The sequence below is a fragment of the Azospirillaceae bacterium genome (assembly GCA_028283825.1).
GTDB lineage: Bacteria > Pseudomonadota > Alphaproteobacteria > Azospirillales > Azospirillaceae > Nitrospirillum.
Genome location: JAPWJW010000001.1, coordinates 707,946 through 723,736, shown reverse-complemented (window position 1 = coordinate 723,736; position 15,791 = coordinate 707,946). Strand labels below are relative to the sequence as shown.

General features: G+C 68.1%; 13 protein-coding genes. 2 read left to right on the top strand and 11 right to left on the bottom strand.

Going from position 1 to position 15,791, the window contains the following annotated elements:
* Window positions 1-17: 17 nt before the first annotated feature.
* The 3 genes from PW843_02775 to PW843_02765 all read right to left on the bottom strand — a co-directional run bounded on the left by PW843_02775 (window position 18) and on the right by PW843_02765 (window position 4,917).
* On the bottom strand, window positions 18-2,570 hold the full coding sequence (locus PW843_02775; protein MDE1145531.1) for a DUF3141 domain-containing protein: 2,553 nt from the start codon (window positions 2,568-2,570) through the stop codon (window positions 18-20).
* A gap of 131 nt (window positions 2,571-2,701) precedes the next feature.
* Entirely contained in the window at window positions 2,702-3,103 is a 402-nt protein-coding gene (locus PW843_02770) for a hypothetical protein (GenBank protein MDE1145530.1), read from the bottom strand.
* 113 nt (window positions 3,104-3,216) lie between these two features.
* Window positions 3,217-4,917 carry a methyl-accepting chemotaxis protein gene (locus PW843_02765; GenBank protein ID MDE1145529.1) on the bottom strand — a complete coding sequence of 567 codons (1,701 nt, stop codon included), beginning with the start codon at window positions 4,915-4,917 and terminating at the stop codon, window positions 3,217-3,219.
* Between the two features lie 495 nt (window positions 4,918-5,412).
* Here PW843_02765 and PW843_02760 point away from each other — a divergent pair, with 495 nt between their 5' ends.
* Entirely contained in the window at window positions 5,413-6,330 is a 918-nt protein-coding gene (locus tag PW843_02760; GenBank protein ID MDE1145528.1) for a hypothetical protein, read from the top strand.
* Between the two features lie 6 nt (window positions 6,331-6,336).
* On the opposite strand, the gene PW843_02755 is transcribed toward PW843_02760, so the two are convergent.
* From PW843_02755 to PW843_02745, 3 genes are all read right to left on the bottom strand, one after another.
* Entirely contained in the window at window positions 6,337-7,629 is a 1,293-nt protein-coding gene (locus tag PW843_02755) for a DUF3667 domain-containing protein (GenBank protein ID MDE1145527.1), read from the bottom strand.
* Between the two features lie 114 nt (window positions 7,630-7,743).
* Window positions 7,744-8,451 carry an HAD family acid phosphatase gene (locus PW843_02750; GenBank protein ID MDE1145526.1) on the bottom strand — a complete coding sequence of 236 codons (708 nt, stop codon included), beginning with the start codon at window positions 8,449-8,451 and terminating at the stop codon, window positions 7,744-7,746.
* Window positions 8,452-8,468: 17 nt separating this feature from the next.
* On the bottom strand, window positions 8,469-9,929 hold the full coding sequence (locus PW843_02745) for a metallophosphoesterase (GenBank protein MDE1145525.1): 1,461 nt from the start codon (window positions 9,927-9,929) through the stop codon (window positions 8,469-8,471).
* A 243-nt stretch (window positions 9,930-10,172) separates the two neighbouring features.
* On the opposite strand from PW843_02745, the gene PW843_02740 reads away from it, so the two are divergent.
* On the top strand, window positions 10,173-11,039 hold the full coding sequence (locus tag PW843_02740) for a DUF4349 domain-containing protein (GenBank protein ID MDE1145524.1): 867 nt from the start codon (window positions 10,173-10,175) through the stop codon (window positions 11,037-11,039).
* On the opposite strand, the gene PW843_02735 is transcribed toward PW843_02740, so the two are convergent.
* The 5 genes from PW843_02735 to PW843_02715 are packed head-to-tail and all read right to left on the bottom strand — an operon-like array spanning window position 11,036 to window position 15,732.
* Window positions 11,036-11,785, bottom strand: a complete 750-nt coding sequence (locus PW843_02735; protein MDE1145523.1) for an SDR family oxidoreductase — start codon at window positions 11,783-11,785, stop codon at window positions 11,036-11,038. The two genes, PW843_02740 and PW843_02735, sit on opposite strands and share 4 nt — an antisense overlap.
* A 15-nt stretch (window positions 11,786-11,800) precedes the next feature.
* On the bottom strand, window positions 11,801-12,508 hold the full coding sequence (locus PW843_02730; protein MDE1145522.1) for a phosphoglycerate mutase family protein: 708 nt from the start codon (window positions 12,506-12,508) through the stop codon (window positions 11,801-11,803).
* Window positions 12,509-12,511: 3 nt separating this feature from the next.
* Entirely contained in the window at window positions 12,512-13,615 is a 1,104-nt protein-coding gene (locus PW843_02725; GenBank protein MDE1145521.1) for a phosphotransferase family protein, read from the bottom strand.
* Window positions 13,612-14,484: an SDR family oxidoreductase gene (locus PW843_02720; GenBank protein ID MDE1145520.1), complete on the bottom strand. Its 873-nt coding sequence runs from the start codon at window positions 14,482-14,484 to the stop codon at window positions 13,612-13,614. Before PW843_02720 ends, PW843_02725 begins: the two co-directional genes overlap by 4 nt.
* Window positions 14,485-14,487: 3 nt before the next feature.
* A complete protein-coding gene (locus PW843_02715; GenBank protein ID MDE1145519.1) occupies window positions 14,488-15,732 on the bottom strand; it encodes an acyl-CoA dehydrogenase family protein in 1,245 nt (414 codons plus the stop codon).
* Window positions 15,733-15,791: the final 59 nt, after the last annotated feature.

Genomic DNA, 15,791 nt, shown 5'->3' with positions numbered 1-15,791 from the left:
CTAATCGTGGCCGTTGTTCACCGCCGGGGCGCTTTGGCCCGACGGGGGGCGGGGGTCCGCTTGGGCACCGTCACCGGGGCGGTCGCCACGGGACCGGGCTTGGGCTCCGTCGCCGCCTTCACCTCGGGCGACGGCGCGGGTTTGGACTCCGGCAGCGGTTCGCCCTCCACGACGGAGGTTTCAGCCGGCAGCGCTTCCTTCGGCGCCGGGGCGGCCTTCACCCGTCGGGCGCGGGCGGGCTTGGCTTTCGCCGGCTCGGCAGGGGCCGGTTCAACCTTGGCCGGCTCGGTGATTTCGGTGCTGGGCGGTGCCGCCTCGGCCTTGGCGCTGGGGGCGTCCGCCTTCGGCGCCTTGGCGGCCAGGTCGCGGAACAGGGCCACCAGGCTGTCCAGCCGTTCCTGGCCCCTGGTGTCCAGCGGACCGGCGGCACCGGCGACGGCCAGCAGGTTGTCGGCCACGCGGGTGATCTCCTCCGCCGTGGCGCCGGCCAGCAGTTCGGGCAGGGTTTCCAGGGCACCCGCCGGATCCAGCAGCAGCATCAGGTACTGGTCGCGCACCAGTTGCTTGAACTGCGCCAGTTCCAGGCCGCGGCCATGGGTGTCGCGCAACGCGCGCAGGGCGTTGAAGCCGCGGGCGTCGGCCATGCGCTCGGCCAACGCCACGTGCAGCAGGGCCCGCATGCCGGCCTCGCGCGGGCCGCCCTCATGCAGGCGCTGGCGCAGTTCGGCCCCCTGTTCGGCCAGGAAGCGGCGGTGTTCCGGCGTCTCACCCGGATGGGTGCGCGGTGGGGCGTCATCGGCGTTCAAGCCGAACAGCGCCTGGGTCAGCGGATGGCCGTAGATGCCCATGAACATCGCCTCGCCCGCCGCGTCGCGGTGGTCGCGATAGATGTTCAGCGCCGTTTCCATCTGCTGCGCCACCTGCTGTTCCAGCTTGCGCCACACGTTCTCCGACCCCACCGGCCGGCGGTCGCGGCGGGCCGCGGCGGCCAGTTCGGGCACGCCGTTCAGCCAGGGATTGGTGTCGGAGAACATCTCGTAGCTGACGCGCAGGGGATGCAGGTTGCGTAGGGTTTCGGCCGTATCCTCACTGATGAACTGCCGCACCCAAGGCTGCACGAAATCGCGATACAGGCCCAGCGTCACCCGCGACAGGCGCGACACGGTGGCGAAGCGCCGTTCGTCGTCGGCCTGGCACTGGACATGGGCCGCCACGTCATTGGTGCTGCGCGCGGCGAACCGCAGGACGTTGGGGTCGCCCTCCTGCCCCGACTTGCCGGAGGGCGCGGCCTCCGCCGGCAGGATCTGCGCCTCGTACAGGCCGGGGGGCAGCACGTCGATGAAATCGATGTTGGAGGCGAACTCCCGGTGTTCCTTGCGGGCCACCGACGACGACACGAAGATGCCCAGGTGGCCGATGCTCTCATGCACGGCATAGACGATGGTCTGGCCGTGGCAACGGATGTCGTCCACGCTTTCATACAAATCGTTGATCCAGCCCAGCGCCTGCGGCGGGGGCGAGATGTTGTCGCCCTTGGAACAGAAGACGATGATGGGCGACCGGATGGCACGCAGATCCACCCGCACGCCGTCCTTGGTGACGATGTCGGCCGTGGCCAGGCGGTTGCCCACGAACAGCTTGTCGACGATGTATTGGATTTCCTCGCCGTTCAGCAGGACGTGGCCGTTCCACCATTTCTCAAAGCCCAGATAGCGCGCGGCCTCGGTATCCACCTTGTCCCACAGGCCGTATTGCTTGCCGACCAGGGTGTTGGCGGGGTTCAGGCTTTCGAAGTTCTGCACCAGCCAGGCGCCGTCGAACAGGCCGGCACCCATGTCGCTGGCGAAGGCCGTCAGCCAGCTGCCACCCAGCAGGCCACCGCTGTAGCGCATGGGGTCCTGCCCGCGCAGGCCGGCCCAGAAGGACAGGGGTGAGCCGGCGATGATGATGGGACCGAACAGGTCCGGCCGGATGGCCGCCGTCATCATCAACTGCCAGCCCGCCTGGCAATTGCCGATGACCACCGGCTTGCCCTCTGCATCGGGGTGCAGTTCGATGACCTTTTCCAGGCATGCGGCCTCAGCCGCGATCACATCCTCCACCGTCTGGCCGGGAATGGGCCGGGGCAGGAAGCCGATGAAATAGCAGGGGTGGCCGGCGGCCAGCGCCACGCCGATCTCACTATCCGACTTGAAGCCGCCGATGCCGGGCCCGTGGCCGGCGCGCGGATCGACGATGACGAAGGGCCGCTTCTTCAGATCCAGGTCCACACCCTGGGGCGGAATGATGCGCTGCAGCGAATAATTCACCGGCCGGGGCAACGTGGCGCCGTCCAGCACTGTCTCACTGTCAAAGCTGAGGACGGTGGGTGCCGTCTGCGCCATGTGTTCATGGTATTGCGCGCCACGCTGGCGCAGCACGTCCAGCACAAGGGCGCCACGCTGCCACGCGTCTATGGCGTAGCCCATGCCGTCCTGCCACATGCGGAATGGCCACAGGCTGGTGGGATCCGGTATGTCGGCGGGCAGGTCGAAGGGCGATTTCGGGCTGGTCGCTTCGGTGAAAGCCATAAGCTTTGTCCTCTCCGGTCGTATCCGACGGGCTATCGCGGCCGGCAGTATACCCGCCCCATCTCGCATGCGCGAAGAAGGTTTTGCGTCGCACAAAAGGATTAGGCCGCGAGGAAGAGAACTTCGGCCGGTCAGAAGCTGAGACAACGGGCGGGCATGTCGGTCGCCGCGCGGTCCAGCAGCAGGGACAGTTCCGCCGTCACCGTGCGCGCCTGCCGCCAGGAGCCGCAGGGGATGCGAAAGCGCCAGGGCACGGGCTCACCCGCCCAGATGACCATCTGGGCCAAGGCCTCCGGCCGGGCCAGGTCGGCAGGGCGGATGGGTTGCACGGCCACCTGGGCCAGGGGGAAGTCGCCCTCGCGCCGGCAATCGCGCACCCACACGCGTCCCGCGGTCAGGTCCAGCGACACTGACCCGCCCCCGGCCAGATGCGGCGGCGTGGCGTAGGACCAGTCAGCCGGCACAGGGCACGGCGCCGGTTGGGTGGGTTGGGTGTAATAGACGACAAGATCGAGAAAGCTGGCGAGATCCATGGCGGGCATCCGGGGTATGGGTGAGACACCCCATTCAGCCGCCGGCCGCGCATTAAAAATCCATAGCAGAAGGGGGGCCCCTTCGTTAAAGCCCCCCTCCCGGCCAACGCGCCTTACGCGGCCTTGACCCCGCTGATGAAGGTCGCGACCTCCCCATTCAGGTTTTCCGCCTGGTGCGACAGGTCGCGGGCGGCGTCCTGGATCTGGCTGGCGGCGGCACCCGTCGCCACCGCCCCCTCATGCACGCCGGTGATGTTGCGCGACACCTCCTCCGTCCCCTTGGCGGCCTCGTTCACGCTGCGCGCGATCTCGGACGTCGTGGCCGACTGCTCCTCAATGGCCGACGCGATGGCCATGGCGATGCTGGACATGTCGTTGATGGTGCGGCCCACGCTTTCAATGGCGGCCACCGCCTGGCTGGTCAGCGCCTGGATCTCGCCGATCTGGCTTTCGATGTCGCCGGTGGCCTTGGAGGTCTGGTTGGCCAGGCTCTTGACCTCGCTGGCCACGACGGCGAAGCCCTTGCCGGCCTCACCGGCCCGCGCCGCCTCGATGGTGGCGTTCAGGGCCAGCAGGTTGGTCTGCCCGGCGATATCACTGATCAGTTGCACAATCTCGCCGATACGCTGGGCGCTGTTGGCCAGTTGGCGGGCGGTGGCGCCGGTCTCTTCCGCCTCGGCGATGGCCTTGGTGGCGATGGTGCGCGACTTTTCCACCTGGCTGCCGATCTCCTGCACCGTGGCCACCATCTCGTCCGTGGCGGCGGCCACCGTCTGCACGTTGGCGGAAGCCTGCTGGGCCGCGGCCGCCACGGCGCTGGACTGGGCGTTGGCCTGTTCCGCCGTACTGGCCATGCCCTGCGCCGTGACCTGCATCTCGGTGGCGGCGCCCGCCAAGGTGCCGACCATTTCAGCCACCTTGGCTTCGAAGCCCCGGACCAGCGTCTCCAGCGCCTGGGCGCGCCGCTCCTTGGCCTGGCGTTCCTGCTCCTGGACCTGGGCCAGATCGCGGGCCTTCACCATGCCGTCGCGAAACACCTCCAAGGCACGGGTCAGGGTGCCGACCTCATCGCTGCGATCGGTGTCGGTGACGGTGACGGCCAGGTCGCCCTTGGACAGGGTTTCCACCACGCCGGTGGTGCGCACGATGGGCTTCACCACGCCGGCGACAATGACGAAGGTGGCGCCGGCGCTGAGCAGGGCGGATACCAGGATGGCGGCCCAGGTGCTCCATTGGGCGGTGCCGTAGATCGCGGCCCCATGGTCGGCCGCCTTCTTGCCTTCCGCACCGTTGAAATCATTATCGGCCATGACCTTGGCCAACGCCGCCTGATAGACCTTGAAGTCATCCCCCAGGAACAGCGGCAGGGCGCCGGCGTTGTCGCCCTTCATCGCCAGCGCCTGGACCTGCGCGCTGATGGTCTTGAACTGTGCCCAGGACGCGTCGAATTCCTTCATCAGGGTTTCGTCGTTCGTGCCGGCCGCCACCATGGACTGGTATGCCGCGCGCGCCTTGTCTGCGTCGGCGACCGCCTGGTTGAATTGCTCCGCCCCCTTGCCCAACATATCCTTGTCGCCGGCGATGGCGGCGATGATGGCGCGCGCCTCGATCACCCGCACGCCGTTCACCGCTGCGGCCAGACGGCCCAGGCTGACGGTGGACGGCAACCAGTCATCGCGAATTTCGACCGCGGCGGCATTCACGGCTGCGGTGCGGCTGAGGCCGAACAGCCCCAGCGCCATGGTGGTGGCGAAAACCACGAAAAAGGCGAGGAGGATCTTGATGCGGATGGGAAGGTTGCGCCAGGTGGCCATGGTCTTTCCTTTCGGCGGATACGACTTCTTGAAAGCACCGCCCCCCGGGATGGAACCACCCGGGCAAGAAGACGGATACGACCCTGGTATTCACGACCCCCTCGGTTAAAGATGCATTAAAACCAAGGATGGAAAGAACAGCTGCGACAACTTGTCATCATTTTGATTTTTAAAGAATATGCATGGAAATGATCCGGTAGGTCATCTGAAGAGACGCCACCTTTGCGCGTAAATGCCCAAGCCTTGTCTTGGGGAATAGCCGGCGGGATCGAAACGCATTCCTTAAGGACTCCACCCCGGTACAAACGTGATGTAAGGTTTGCCCACCAAATAAAAGTCCCCGTCGGGCGGCCAAGCCTGCCGAGGGACAGCCACCACCAAGCGATGCCGGTCCCCTTGGCAGAAGGGGGCCCAGGATGTGTTTGTGCCATGCGTACTTTGAACCGGCAGGGACAGGCGTCCCTGGTTGCCGCTTGTCTGCTGTTGATTTCAATCGTGACCATGGTCGTGCCGGCTGTCGCCGCGGCGGTGGACGAAACGGCCGCCAGTGGCACCATCAGCGCCAGCGGTGACGATCCCATCGACCTGGGTGGCATGGCGCCACCATCGGGCGGCGCGCCCACGCCGGCACCGCTGGTGGTCCACGCCCTGAACCAGGGCACCGCGCCCGCCTATGTGCTGCAGGTGCTGAAACTGGCGCTGTCCAAAAGCGGCCAGCCCTATGTCCTCAAGATCGATGATCACCCCCTGCCCTCCGCCCAGGTGCTGCGCCTGCTGGACCAGCCGGACAACGGCACGGTCGATGTCACGTGGCTGGCCACCACGCCGGCGCTGGAGGCGCACTTCCAGCCGGTGCGCATTCCGCTGGACCGGGGCCTGATGGGGTATCGCATGCTGGCGGTGGGCGAGGCCGGGGAGGAGAAGATCCAGCGCGGCCTCTCGGGCCTGTCCCTGGCGCAGGGCCGGGGATGGCCGGAGGCCGGGCTGCTGCGCGCCGCCGGCCTGTCAGTGCGGGAAGGCGGCGATCTTTACGGCGATCTCGCCGCCGGCCGGGCCGACGCCCTGCCGCGCAGCAGCCTGGACATCGACCGCGAGGTGGAAAGCGCCCAGGCCGCCGGCGACGCGGTGTCGGTGGCCCGCGACGTCGCCCTGCTGTACCGCGATTTCTATCTTTATTTCTTCGTGGCCAAGCACAACGACCGGCTGGCCGACATGCTGCTGAACGGCCTGTACCAGGCCTATGCCGACGGGTCGTTCATGGCCCTGTTCCGCAACGATCCGCAGATCCGCGCGGCCCTGGCCTATACCCGGCAGGGCCGCCGGGTATTGCCGCTGGACAACCCCGACGCCACCGTCGCCACCCGCAACATCGCCGCCAGCCTGACGGAAGGCCTTGAATCGGCGGCGGACTGAGGCCGTCTATTCCACCAAACCGACGGAGATGATGAAGACCAGGTAGGTGGTCAGCGCCAGGGTCGCCACCCACAGCAGGACGCAGGTGCGCCACAGGGCGGAGAAGACACCCAGGCGATAGGCGCCCTTGAGATGGGCGTACATGTGGATGGGCGGCACGAAACACAGCAGGCTGCCGAGGGCCGCCGTGCCCGCCCCCAGACGCGACAGCAGCACCGCCAGCGCCGTCAGCACCGCCATGAAGGACAGGGAGTGCAGGGCGAAGACCACATGGTCGTACAGATAGACCCCGCGCTTGAAGGCGAACATCAGCCAGATGAAGGGCACGGACAGCGGCACCAGCAGGAAGGACAGCTTCGAGGCCGACGCCTTGATCTTGTAGAAGGTCAGTTCCGGGTTGCGCAGCGCGTGACGGACATGCTCCTCCAACTGTGGGATGCCCACGTGAAGGTCTTCGGAATCGGCCAGGCGCTTGGCGGCACGGGCCCATTGCGGTTCATCGCCCGTGGGTTCGTCCGCGATTGACCAGATCTTCTTGGCCTTGCCCGCCGCGTCTGTGGCCGGCTCGGATGGCGAAGCCGGCGTTCCAGTGGCGTCGGCCGGGTCGTGCGCCACCTTTCCCGCCGCTTTAAGTCCTGCCTTGGCCGCCGCGTCGAAGGCACCCAGCATGGCCTCCGCCACCTTGAGTTCCTGGGCCTTGTTGTCGCGCCGGGCCGTCGCCTTGTCCGCGTTGCCGCCATCCTGGCGGGCCTCGGCCAGGTCCTGCTCCGCGTCCTTGAGGTCGCCCTTGGCCTCGTTGATGGCGTTCTCCAACTCCACCCGGCCTTCGGCCACGGATTTGTGGTCGATGTTCGCCAGCGGATTGCCGTTCAGCACCTTGTCCGGCGCATCCAGGAAGGACAGGGCGAAAAACATGATGAAGACGCAGAACAGGAACAGCGCCAGCGGCGAGACGTAGCGCACCCGGTGGCCGTGGACATAGCGCCGCGTCAGGTCCCCCGGCCGGAAGGCCAGCATGGGGAAGGTGCGCCACACCTTGCTGTCGAAATGCAGGATGCCGTGGAAGAATTCTTCCAGGATGTGCAGCATGGACCGGTGGACGTGGCCCACCTGGCCGCAGGCCTGGCAATAGGCCCCCGCCAGGTGCGTGCCGCAGTTGGCACAGCGATGGTGATCATCCCCGTGGTGCCCAGCCGCACCGTGTGCGTGACCGCCCCCGCCCTGACGTTCCTGTTCAACGGCCCGGGCGACCAGCCCGCCTTCCAACAGGCCGCCGGCCGCATCCATTTCCCCGCTCATCCCCCGCCCCCCAAGGCTGTCCCCTTCCGCGTCGAAAGGGATGGCCGGAGGATGCGGGAAACCCCGACACCTTTGCAAGGTCGCGTCGGGTCAATGACGCGGGCGCGAAGCGTTTCAGGGGATGAAGTAGTAGGGATTGGCCAGTTTGAAGGTGCGTTCGGCATGGCCGCCAGCCAGGTCGCTATCCTGATCGCCCATGTTGGCGATGATGGTGTAGCCCTGGGCCTCGATGCGCGCGCGTTCCGCCGTCTTGTAGACCGCCGCCGGCTGGCCGTGGGCGCCGGGCCCGCGCAGCACCAGGCCGGCCCAGCCCTCATACCCGGCGGACGCCAGGTTGCGCGCCGTGGCGTCGCGTTCCGATTCCGGGCGCCCGGTGATGAAAAAGACGGCGATACCCGCCGCCCGCGCCTGGCGATAGACCTCCAACGTCGGCTGGATGACGGCGGCCTGGCCCATCATCTCCCACGCTGGCGAACCGCACGGGCCCTGGTCCATATCACAGCCGCCGGCCTTGATGTAGCCGAAGTCGTTGATCTTCAGCTGCGGCCAGTTGGTCAGCGACGTCTCGTCGATGTCCAGCACCAGGGCCGGCTTGGTGCCCGCCGGCAGGCTGGCGGCCCGCGCCTTGATCCAGGCCCCGGCCTCGCCCGCCACCCGCGCCAGGTCGCGGTCGTAGGCGCCGCTGTCGTGATAGGCCAGCAGTTGGGTCTTCACCACACCCAGGTTGGGCAGGTCCATTGGTGCCGTGGACGGTGCCGGCTGGGCGACGCAACCCGCCAGGGCCAAGGCAAGGCAAAGGGCGGGGACAAGACGGCGCGTCATGGCGGCTTCTCTCAGGGTCAGGGCGCCGGACAGGCGCAGCGCGTGTAGTCCGGGGCCAGGGTGTGGTCCAGGGCGCAAAGGTAAAGCTGCTGGTTGGCGGGGGTCATGGCCGATACGTCCGGACGGCCCACGCTGTAGAAGGTGTGGTACTGGTCGCGGGCGGCAGTGCTGTCCCGGATATGGGCGATGATGCCGTGCAGGGTCTGCGCCGTCAGCGTCGGCGTGCCCCAGGCCCGGGCGGTGTCGTATTCCGCGCTCCAGTGGGCGGTTTCCACCGTCGGGCCGTCGGGCAGGTTGGTCATGATGTAGGTGGTGAGGTCCTCGACCGTACCGTCCGCCGCCGCCCGCCCCAGCTTGAACGCCGGGTTCTGCAGGAAGACGGGGCTGATCGCCGGCGTCACCAGCACGAGCACGCCGGCGCCGGGCGGCCCCACTAGGCGCATGTCGTCCATATGCAGGTGGCCGGCGAACATCACCCGGATGATGTCATGGTACTGCGCCAGTTCCTGTTCGAACGCCGCCTCCATGCCCGGGGCCAGCAGTTCGGTGGGTGCGGTGCAGGCGGGGGCGGCGCCGGGGGCTGCTTCTTTCTCCGCCTTGGCCCAGGCGTTGCCGGTGGCGTAGCCATCGATGCCCGGCACCACGTGGGTGATCAGCCAGACGCCTTCGCCCGCCGCCTTCGCGTCGGCCAGCGCCTGGTGCAGCCAGGCCAGCGCGGTCTGCTGCGGCGTGTCGCCAGGCCGGCCGCAGCTGTTCTGGTACTTGCGGGTCAGCATCACCGTGTCGAACGACAGGATGCGCACGCCCTGCAGTGTAGGGTGGGGAATGGCGTAGTTGCCGGCCGCGCGCCAGTCGCGCCCGATGGCGCCGGCATCGCCCCGCGCCGCCAGCGCCCGCCCGAAACCGGCCGCCACCAAGGGGGCGGTGTCGGCCAGGAAAGGCCCGGCCGGCTCCACGGCATAGTCGCCGCAATAGCTATCGTTGTTCCCCAGCGCCGTCAGCACCGGCACGCCGGGGAAGGTGGCCCGCAGGGTTTCCATCAGGGTCGCCACCGTCTTCAGCGTGAAGGCGCGATAGGCCGCCTCATCCCCCTTGTGGACCGGCAGTGCCGCCTCGAACGTCTCGCGGAAATCGTGGGCCAGCATGTCGCCGGTATGCAGGATATAGGCGGGATGCGCCTGGGCCCGCCGCATGGCGGCGAAGGCGGCGCGCAGCACGAACCAGTTGCTGTCCTTGCCATAGGTCGATAGCCGGCGGCCCGGCACGCTGTCCAGGATGGCGGGCCAGTCCTTGGCCGGTGCGGCGTCCAGGCGCGCCGCGATGGCGGCATCGTCCAGCGGGTTGAAATGCAGGTCGCTGACCAGCAGGAAGGGCGGCTGTTCCGATGCCGCCCCGGCGGCCCGCACGGGTGCCGTTCCCAGCAGGGCCAAGCCCATCGCCACCAACACCGCCGCCACCGGCCAGATCCGAACCTTCACCACCAGCCCCCGATCACCGTCACCATCCACCCCCGCCGTTGATGGCGGCCCATCCGGCCCCTGTCAATGGCTTGGCCGACGGGATAAGGGGAAACATGACCAGTTGGACAGGATTTGACCATCTCCGCCATCGGGCGCGGCCTCCAACGGCGATGATGGCAATAAAGCCAAGATTCCTCCGCACATCCGCCACCCTTGGTTATCAAGGTGGGCCATCGCACAATTTGCCGATGGGGATCGCGCATGATGGGGTTCGCCCGCAGGTCCAGCCTGCCCATTGTCCTGGCCACTTGCCTGGCCGTCACCGCCTGCGGCAAGACGCCGGAAAAGAAGGTGGAGGTCGCCGTACGGGCGCAGGCCCCGGTTCCCGGTGCCAAGGAAGACTTCGCCATAAGCGCGCCGGTCCCTCAGATGGCGACGCGCAAATATATGGCCGTCAGCCACAGCTATACCTTGCGCGTACCAGCCGACGCGGTGGAGGCGACCCAGCGCCGCCACCTGGATGCCTGTGCCCAACTGGGGGGCGAGGTCGTGGAATCCCAGATCAATCGCAGCTCCAGCGGGAAATGGGTCAACGCGCACACCAGCCTGCGCCTGCCGCCGGCGGCACTTGCGTCCTTCACCACCAGCCTGGCAGCCCCGCCGGCGGAAATCACCGGCCACACCGAAACCAGCGAGGACAAGACGCTGGCCGTGCTGGACGTGGACAAGCGGCTGGAAACCCAGATCGCCCTGCGCGACCGTCTGACCGCCCTGCTGCGTCAAACCGCGTCCAAGAATGTGGGCGACCTGATCAACCTTGAACACACGCTGGCCCAGGTGCAGGGCGACATTGAAAGCGCCACCGCCCAACGCGACTATCTACGCACCCAGACGGAGATGGTGAAGGTCGATATCCGCTATGAAGGGGCCATGCCGGACGAGCCCAGACCCGACGGCGTGGACTGGCGCCCCCTGAAGGCGGCGGCCAAGGGGTTCAGCGACATCCTGGTGGATTCGCTGGCGGGGGTCGTGACCTTCACCGCCCGGATGTTGCCATGGCTGCCCGTGGTGGCGCTGGCGGGTTGGATTGCACGTCTGGTCTGGCGCCGCCGGCGCAAGGGCGCCTAAGCCAGCTTCGCCACCACACTGAGCGGCAGCACCTTCATCACCGGCGCCAGCAGGGCCCAAGGCCAGGCGGGGACGTAGGCCTTGGCGGGTTCACGCTCGATAGCACGGACCAGCAGCCGGCTGCCCAACTCACCGTCGATGGCGAAGGGCAGGCGCTTGGCGCCGGCGTTCAGTTCGGTGCGGATGTAGCCGGGGAACAGGGTGGTGACGCGGATGGGGGTGTGCAGCAGTTCCGCCCGGATGCCTTCCGCCAGGGCGGCCAGTCCGGCCTTGGTGGCGGCATAGGCGGTCAGGTGTTTGGGCAGGCCGCGCAGCGCGCTCATGGATGAGACCACCACCAGATGGCCCTTATTACGAGCCCGGAACAACTCCACCGCCGCCTCGCATTGTGCCAGGGCGGCCACGAAGTTGGTCTGGGCGGTGGCCAGGTTGTCGGCGAAATGGCCGGTGCCGATGCGGCGGCCGGAACCGATGCCGGCGTTGACGATGATACGATCCAGGCCACCCATTCCGGTATCGAAAGAATGGAAGGTTTCGAACACCGCCGCATGATCGGTGACGTCCAGTGGACGGACAACGACGCGGATGCCGGGGTGGTCGCGCAGCAATTCCTCGCGCAGCGCCTCCAGCCTGTCGGTGCGGCGGGCGCATAGGGCCAGGTCGCGGCCCCGGCGGGCGAATTCGCGCGCCATGCCCAGCCCCAGGCCGGAACTGGCGCCGGTGATCAGGATGGTCTTGGCCACCATGAACGGGGGGATCCTTCAGCGATAGGTCAGCAGGCCCGGCTGGGCCTCCAGCAGGGCGTGTTCGTTCAGGCTGGCCAGCGACCAGTCGGGGCCCATGCGGCCGGCGGCCTTGGACGGGACCAGCAATTTGGTGACCCCGCCATTGACCAGGCCCCAGTGCACCTGCCGTGCGGGCGCGCCGTTCAGGCCCACCACAGCCTGCACCGCCGCCATGATGGGGCCGCCGGAGGTGAAGACCAGGACGGTGCCGCCCAGGACCGCCGCCCGCGTCATCGCGGCCAGGCAGCGGCGGCGGAAGACGGGCCAGGCCTCAGCATACTCATGGTCGTACCGGCCGCTCATCCACCGGGCGACGGCGTCGGCGAACAGGGCCTGGTAGGCGCGGCGGGGATCAGGCGTGGCCGCCAGTTCCGCACGCAAGGTCGCGGCATCGGCCAAGTCCGGACGATGACGGCCGATAAGGTCAGCTGCATCGTATTCATCAAGGTCGGCATCGACGGTGAAGGGAATGGCCCCCCGCACCCCCATGGCGTCCAGGCAGGTCGCACCTGTATCCCGCTGACGGGTCAGGGTGCCCGCCACCGCCGCATCCACCCGCGGCAGGCGGGCGGCCAGCGCCCGCCCCACGACCCGGGCCTGATCGAGGCCCACGGCCGACAGCCGGTCGTAATCGTCGGCGTCGAACGACGCCTGTCCGTGTCGGATGAGGTACAGCGCCACCATGGCCTACCCTCCTGCCCGGCGTATGGTGCGACGGCAGCGCCAGTTCAGATACGCCACCAGCAGCCAGAAGCGCTTGAACGCCGGGTTGCGCGTCTGGCGATGATGATACCGATAGTAGATCTGCTGGGCGATGACGGCCAGGCGGAACAGGCCGAACACCTCATAGAAGGTCCAGTCCACCGCCTTGACGTCCAGCCGGTCGGCCATGGCCGCCAAGTAATGCTCCACCACCTGCGCCCGGGTCAGCATGCCGGGCAAATGGGTGGGCTGGCGGCGGATGGAACGCATGAAGAAATCGTCATCGGCCTGCACCCAATAGGCCAGCGCCCCGCCCAGATCCATCAGCGGGTCGCCGATGGTGGCCATTTCCCAATCCAGTACACCGATCACCCGGGTGGGGTCGGCCGCGTCCAACACCAGATTGTCGAAGCGCCAGTCATTGTGGATGACGCAGGCGCCAACATCCTTCGGCGTATTGGCCGCCAGCCAGGAGCGCACGCGGGTGAAGGACGGCACGTTCCAGGTACGCGCCTTCTGGTAACGGCCGGACCACCCCTCCACCTGGCGGCGGCAATAGCCATCGCCCTTGCCCAGGCCAGACAGGCCGGCCGCGCCCGCATCCACCCGGTGCAGGGCCACCAGCTTGTCCACCATGGCCAGGCACAGGCGGCGCACCTCCGCCGGCCCCAGATCCAGGCCGCGCGGCAGGTTGGCACGGGGAATGACGCCGGCGATGCGCTCCATCACGTAGAAATCGGCGCCGATGACGCTTTCGTCCCGGCACAACCCCACCATGGCCGGAACCCAGGGAAAGACGGGCTTCAGGGCCCGCTGCACCTGATATTCGCGGCCCATGTCGTGGGCGGACTTGGCCTTGGTGCCGGCCGGCGGGCGGCGCAGGATGAAGTCGCCATCCGCCCCGTCTTCCCCGTACGCCAGGCGGTAGGTCCAGTTGGAGGCGCCGCCGGAATACTGCGTCACCGTGGGCGGGCCCGGCAGGTCAGGGCGCAGTTGCCGCAGCCAGCGGTCCACCGCCGTCGCGTCCAGCCCCTCGCCGCTACGCACAGGGCCGGCGCGGTCGATCACCGGTCGCGCCGGTCCCGTCATGGCGTGCCCGAGGCCGGCTGCGGCGGCGCGGCCTTGCGCGATGGTGCCGCCATGCTGCGCGCGCGGTTGTTGATGAAGGCCACGTACCACGCACGGGGCAGCAGGCGCTTGATCAGCCAGAAGCGGCGGCCGTCCTTGTGCGGCAGCAGGTGCATGCGCCCCGCCGCCACACCCTGGTAGACGAAGTCCGCCACGTCGTCCGCCGTGAGGCCGGGCTTGTTCAGCAGCTTGTCCACCCGGGCGCGCAGGCGCGGGTCGGTGGTGCGCAGGCTGTCGGCCAGATTGGTCTTGAAGAAGGAGGGGCAGATGACGCTGACACCCACGCCGTTGGGCGCCAATTCGTGCTGCAGGGTTTCCGACAAGGATACCACCGCCGCCTTGGTGGCGTTGTAGGCGGCCATGGTCGGCATATCCAGCAGGCCGGCCATGGAGGCGGTGTTGACGAAATAGCCGTGGCCCTGCGCCTTGAACATCGGCGTGAAGGCGCGGCAGCCACGCACCACGCCCATCAGGTTGATGTCGATGATCCAGCGCCAGTCATCCAGCGGCGTGTCGTCGATGTTGCCGGCCTGGGCCACGCCGGCATTGTTGACGACCATGTCCACCCCGCCCCAGCGCTGGACCAGCGCCTGCGCCGCCGCCGGCAGGGCCGCGTCGTCGCGCACGTCGCAGGGAATGGCGAAGGCATCGGGGGCGATCGTGGACAATTCCGCCACGGCCGCCTGCATGGCCGCGGCGTTGACATCGCCCACCGCCACGCGCCAGCCGGCGCGGGCATAGCGCCGCGCCAGGGCCAGGCCCAAGCCGCTGGCGCCACCGGTGATGAAGATGCGGCCGCCGCCGCTGCCGGTCTTCGGCGTGATAGCCATGGCTCAGCCCTCCCCTCTTGATTTCTTGTATCCACGCCGCGCCAGTTCCAGGCGCGCGATCATGGCCTTGTGCACCTCATCCGGCCCGTCGGCCAGGCGTAGGGAGCGGGCCTGGGCGTAGAACCCCGCCAACGGCGTGTCGCCGGAAACACCGGCACCGCCATGGATCTGGATGGCGTCATCCACCACCTTTTCCAGCACACCGGGCGCCACCAGCTTGATGGCCGAAATCTCGGTCAGTGCGGCTTGCGTGCCCACCTTGTCCATCTTCCAGGCGGCGAAAAGGGTCAACAGGCGGGCCTGGTCGATGGCCACGCGGGCCTCCGCCACCCGCTCGCGGTTACCACCCAGGTCGATCAGCGGCCGTCCGAAGGCGGTACGGGCCATGCCCCGGTCCACCATCAGGGCCAAGGCCGCCTCCGCCGCCCCCAGGCAGCGCATGCAGTGATGGATGCGGCCGGGGCCAAGGCGGCCCTGCGCGATCTCAAACCCCATGCCGGGGCCGGCGATGATGTTGTCCACCGGCAACCGCACCCGGTCGAACACCACCTCGCCATGGCCATGGGGGGCGTCCCAGGCACCGAACACCGGCAGCATGCGTTCGATGCGCACGCCGGGCGTGTCCAGCGGCACCAGCACCATGGAATGCTGGTGATGCCGGTCGCGACCCTCATCGGGCGTGCGGGCCATGACGATGGCAATGCGCGCGCGGGGATCGCCGATGCCGCTGGACCACCATTTGCGGCCCGTCACCACCACACTATCCCCGTCCACCACCGCCGTGGCCGCCATGTTGGTGGCATCGGATGAGGCCACCTCCGGCTCCGTCATGCAGAAGACAGACCGGATGTCACCGGCCAGCAGGGGACGCAACCACGCATCCTTCTGTGCCGCACTGCCGTAACGCCACAGCACCTCCATATTGCCGGTGTCGGGGGCGTTGCAGTTGAACACCTCAGGGGCCATCAGGCTGTGGCCCGTGGCCTCGGCGATAGGGGCGTATTCCAGGGTGGTGAGACCCGCCCCAAGTTCGGCGTCCGGCAGGAACAGGTTCCACAGGCCCTCCGCCTTCGCGCGGGCCTTCAGGTCCTCCATCTTCGGCGGTACCCGCCAGGCGCGCCAGTCGGGCCCGTCATGGATCGCCACATCGCGCCAATACTGGGCCTCCACCGGGCGAATATGGTCGTCGATGAAGCGGCGGACACGGTCCAGGTAGTCCTGGCCCCGGGCGCTGGGCTGGAAGTCCATTGGTGTTTCCTCCCGTCGGCCGTTCGTGCGGCCTTATCTGTCCGGGGGAGTGTAACGCC

Excerpts from the sequence above, each read along its gene's own strand:
- PW843_02775 (MDE1145531.1), bottom strand. The coding sequence starts at position 2,570 with ATGGCTTTCACCGAAGCGACCAGCCCGAAATCGCCCTTCGACCTGCCC.
- PW843_02770 (MDE1145530.1), bottom strand. The coding sequence starts at position 3,103 with ATGGATCTCGCCAGCTTTCTCGATCTTGTCGTCTATTACACCCAACCC.
- PW843_02765 (MDE1145529.1), bottom strand. The coding sequence starts at position 4,917 with ATGGCCACCTGGCGCAACCTTCCCATCCGCATCAAGATCCTCCTCGCC.
- PW843_02755 (MDE1145527.1), bottom strand. The coding sequence starts at position 7,629 with ATGAGCGGGGAAATGGATGCGGCCGGCGGCCTGTTGGAAGGCGGGCTG.
- PW843_02750 (MDE1145526.1), bottom strand. The coding sequence starts at position 8,451 with ATGACGCGCCGTCTTGTCCCCGCCCTTTGCCTTGCCTTGGCCCTGGCG.
- PW843_02740 (MDE1145524.1), top strand. The coding sequence starts at position 10,173 with ATGATGGGGTTCGCCCGCAGGTCCAGCCTGCCCATTGTCCTGGCCACT.
- PW843_02735 (MDE1145523.1), bottom strand. The coding sequence starts at position 11,785 with ATGGTGGCCAAGACCATCCTGATCACCGGCGCCAGTTCCGGCCTGGGG.
- PW843_02730 (MDE1145522.1), bottom strand. The coding sequence starts at position 12,508 with ATGGTGGCGCTGTACCTCATCCGACACGGACAGGCGTCGTTCGACGCC.
- PW843_02725 (MDE1145521.1), bottom strand. The coding sequence starts at position 13,615 with ATGACGGGACCGGCGCGACCGGTGATCGACCGCGCCGGCCCTGTGCGT.
- PW843_02720 (MDE1145520.1), bottom strand. The coding sequence starts at position 14,484 with ATGGCTATCACGCCGAAGACCGGCAGCGGCGGCGGCCGCATCTTCATC.
- PW843_02715 (MDE1145519.1), bottom strand. The coding sequence starts at position 15,732 with ATGGACTTCCAGCCCAGCGCCCGGGGCCAGGACTACCTGGACCGTGTC.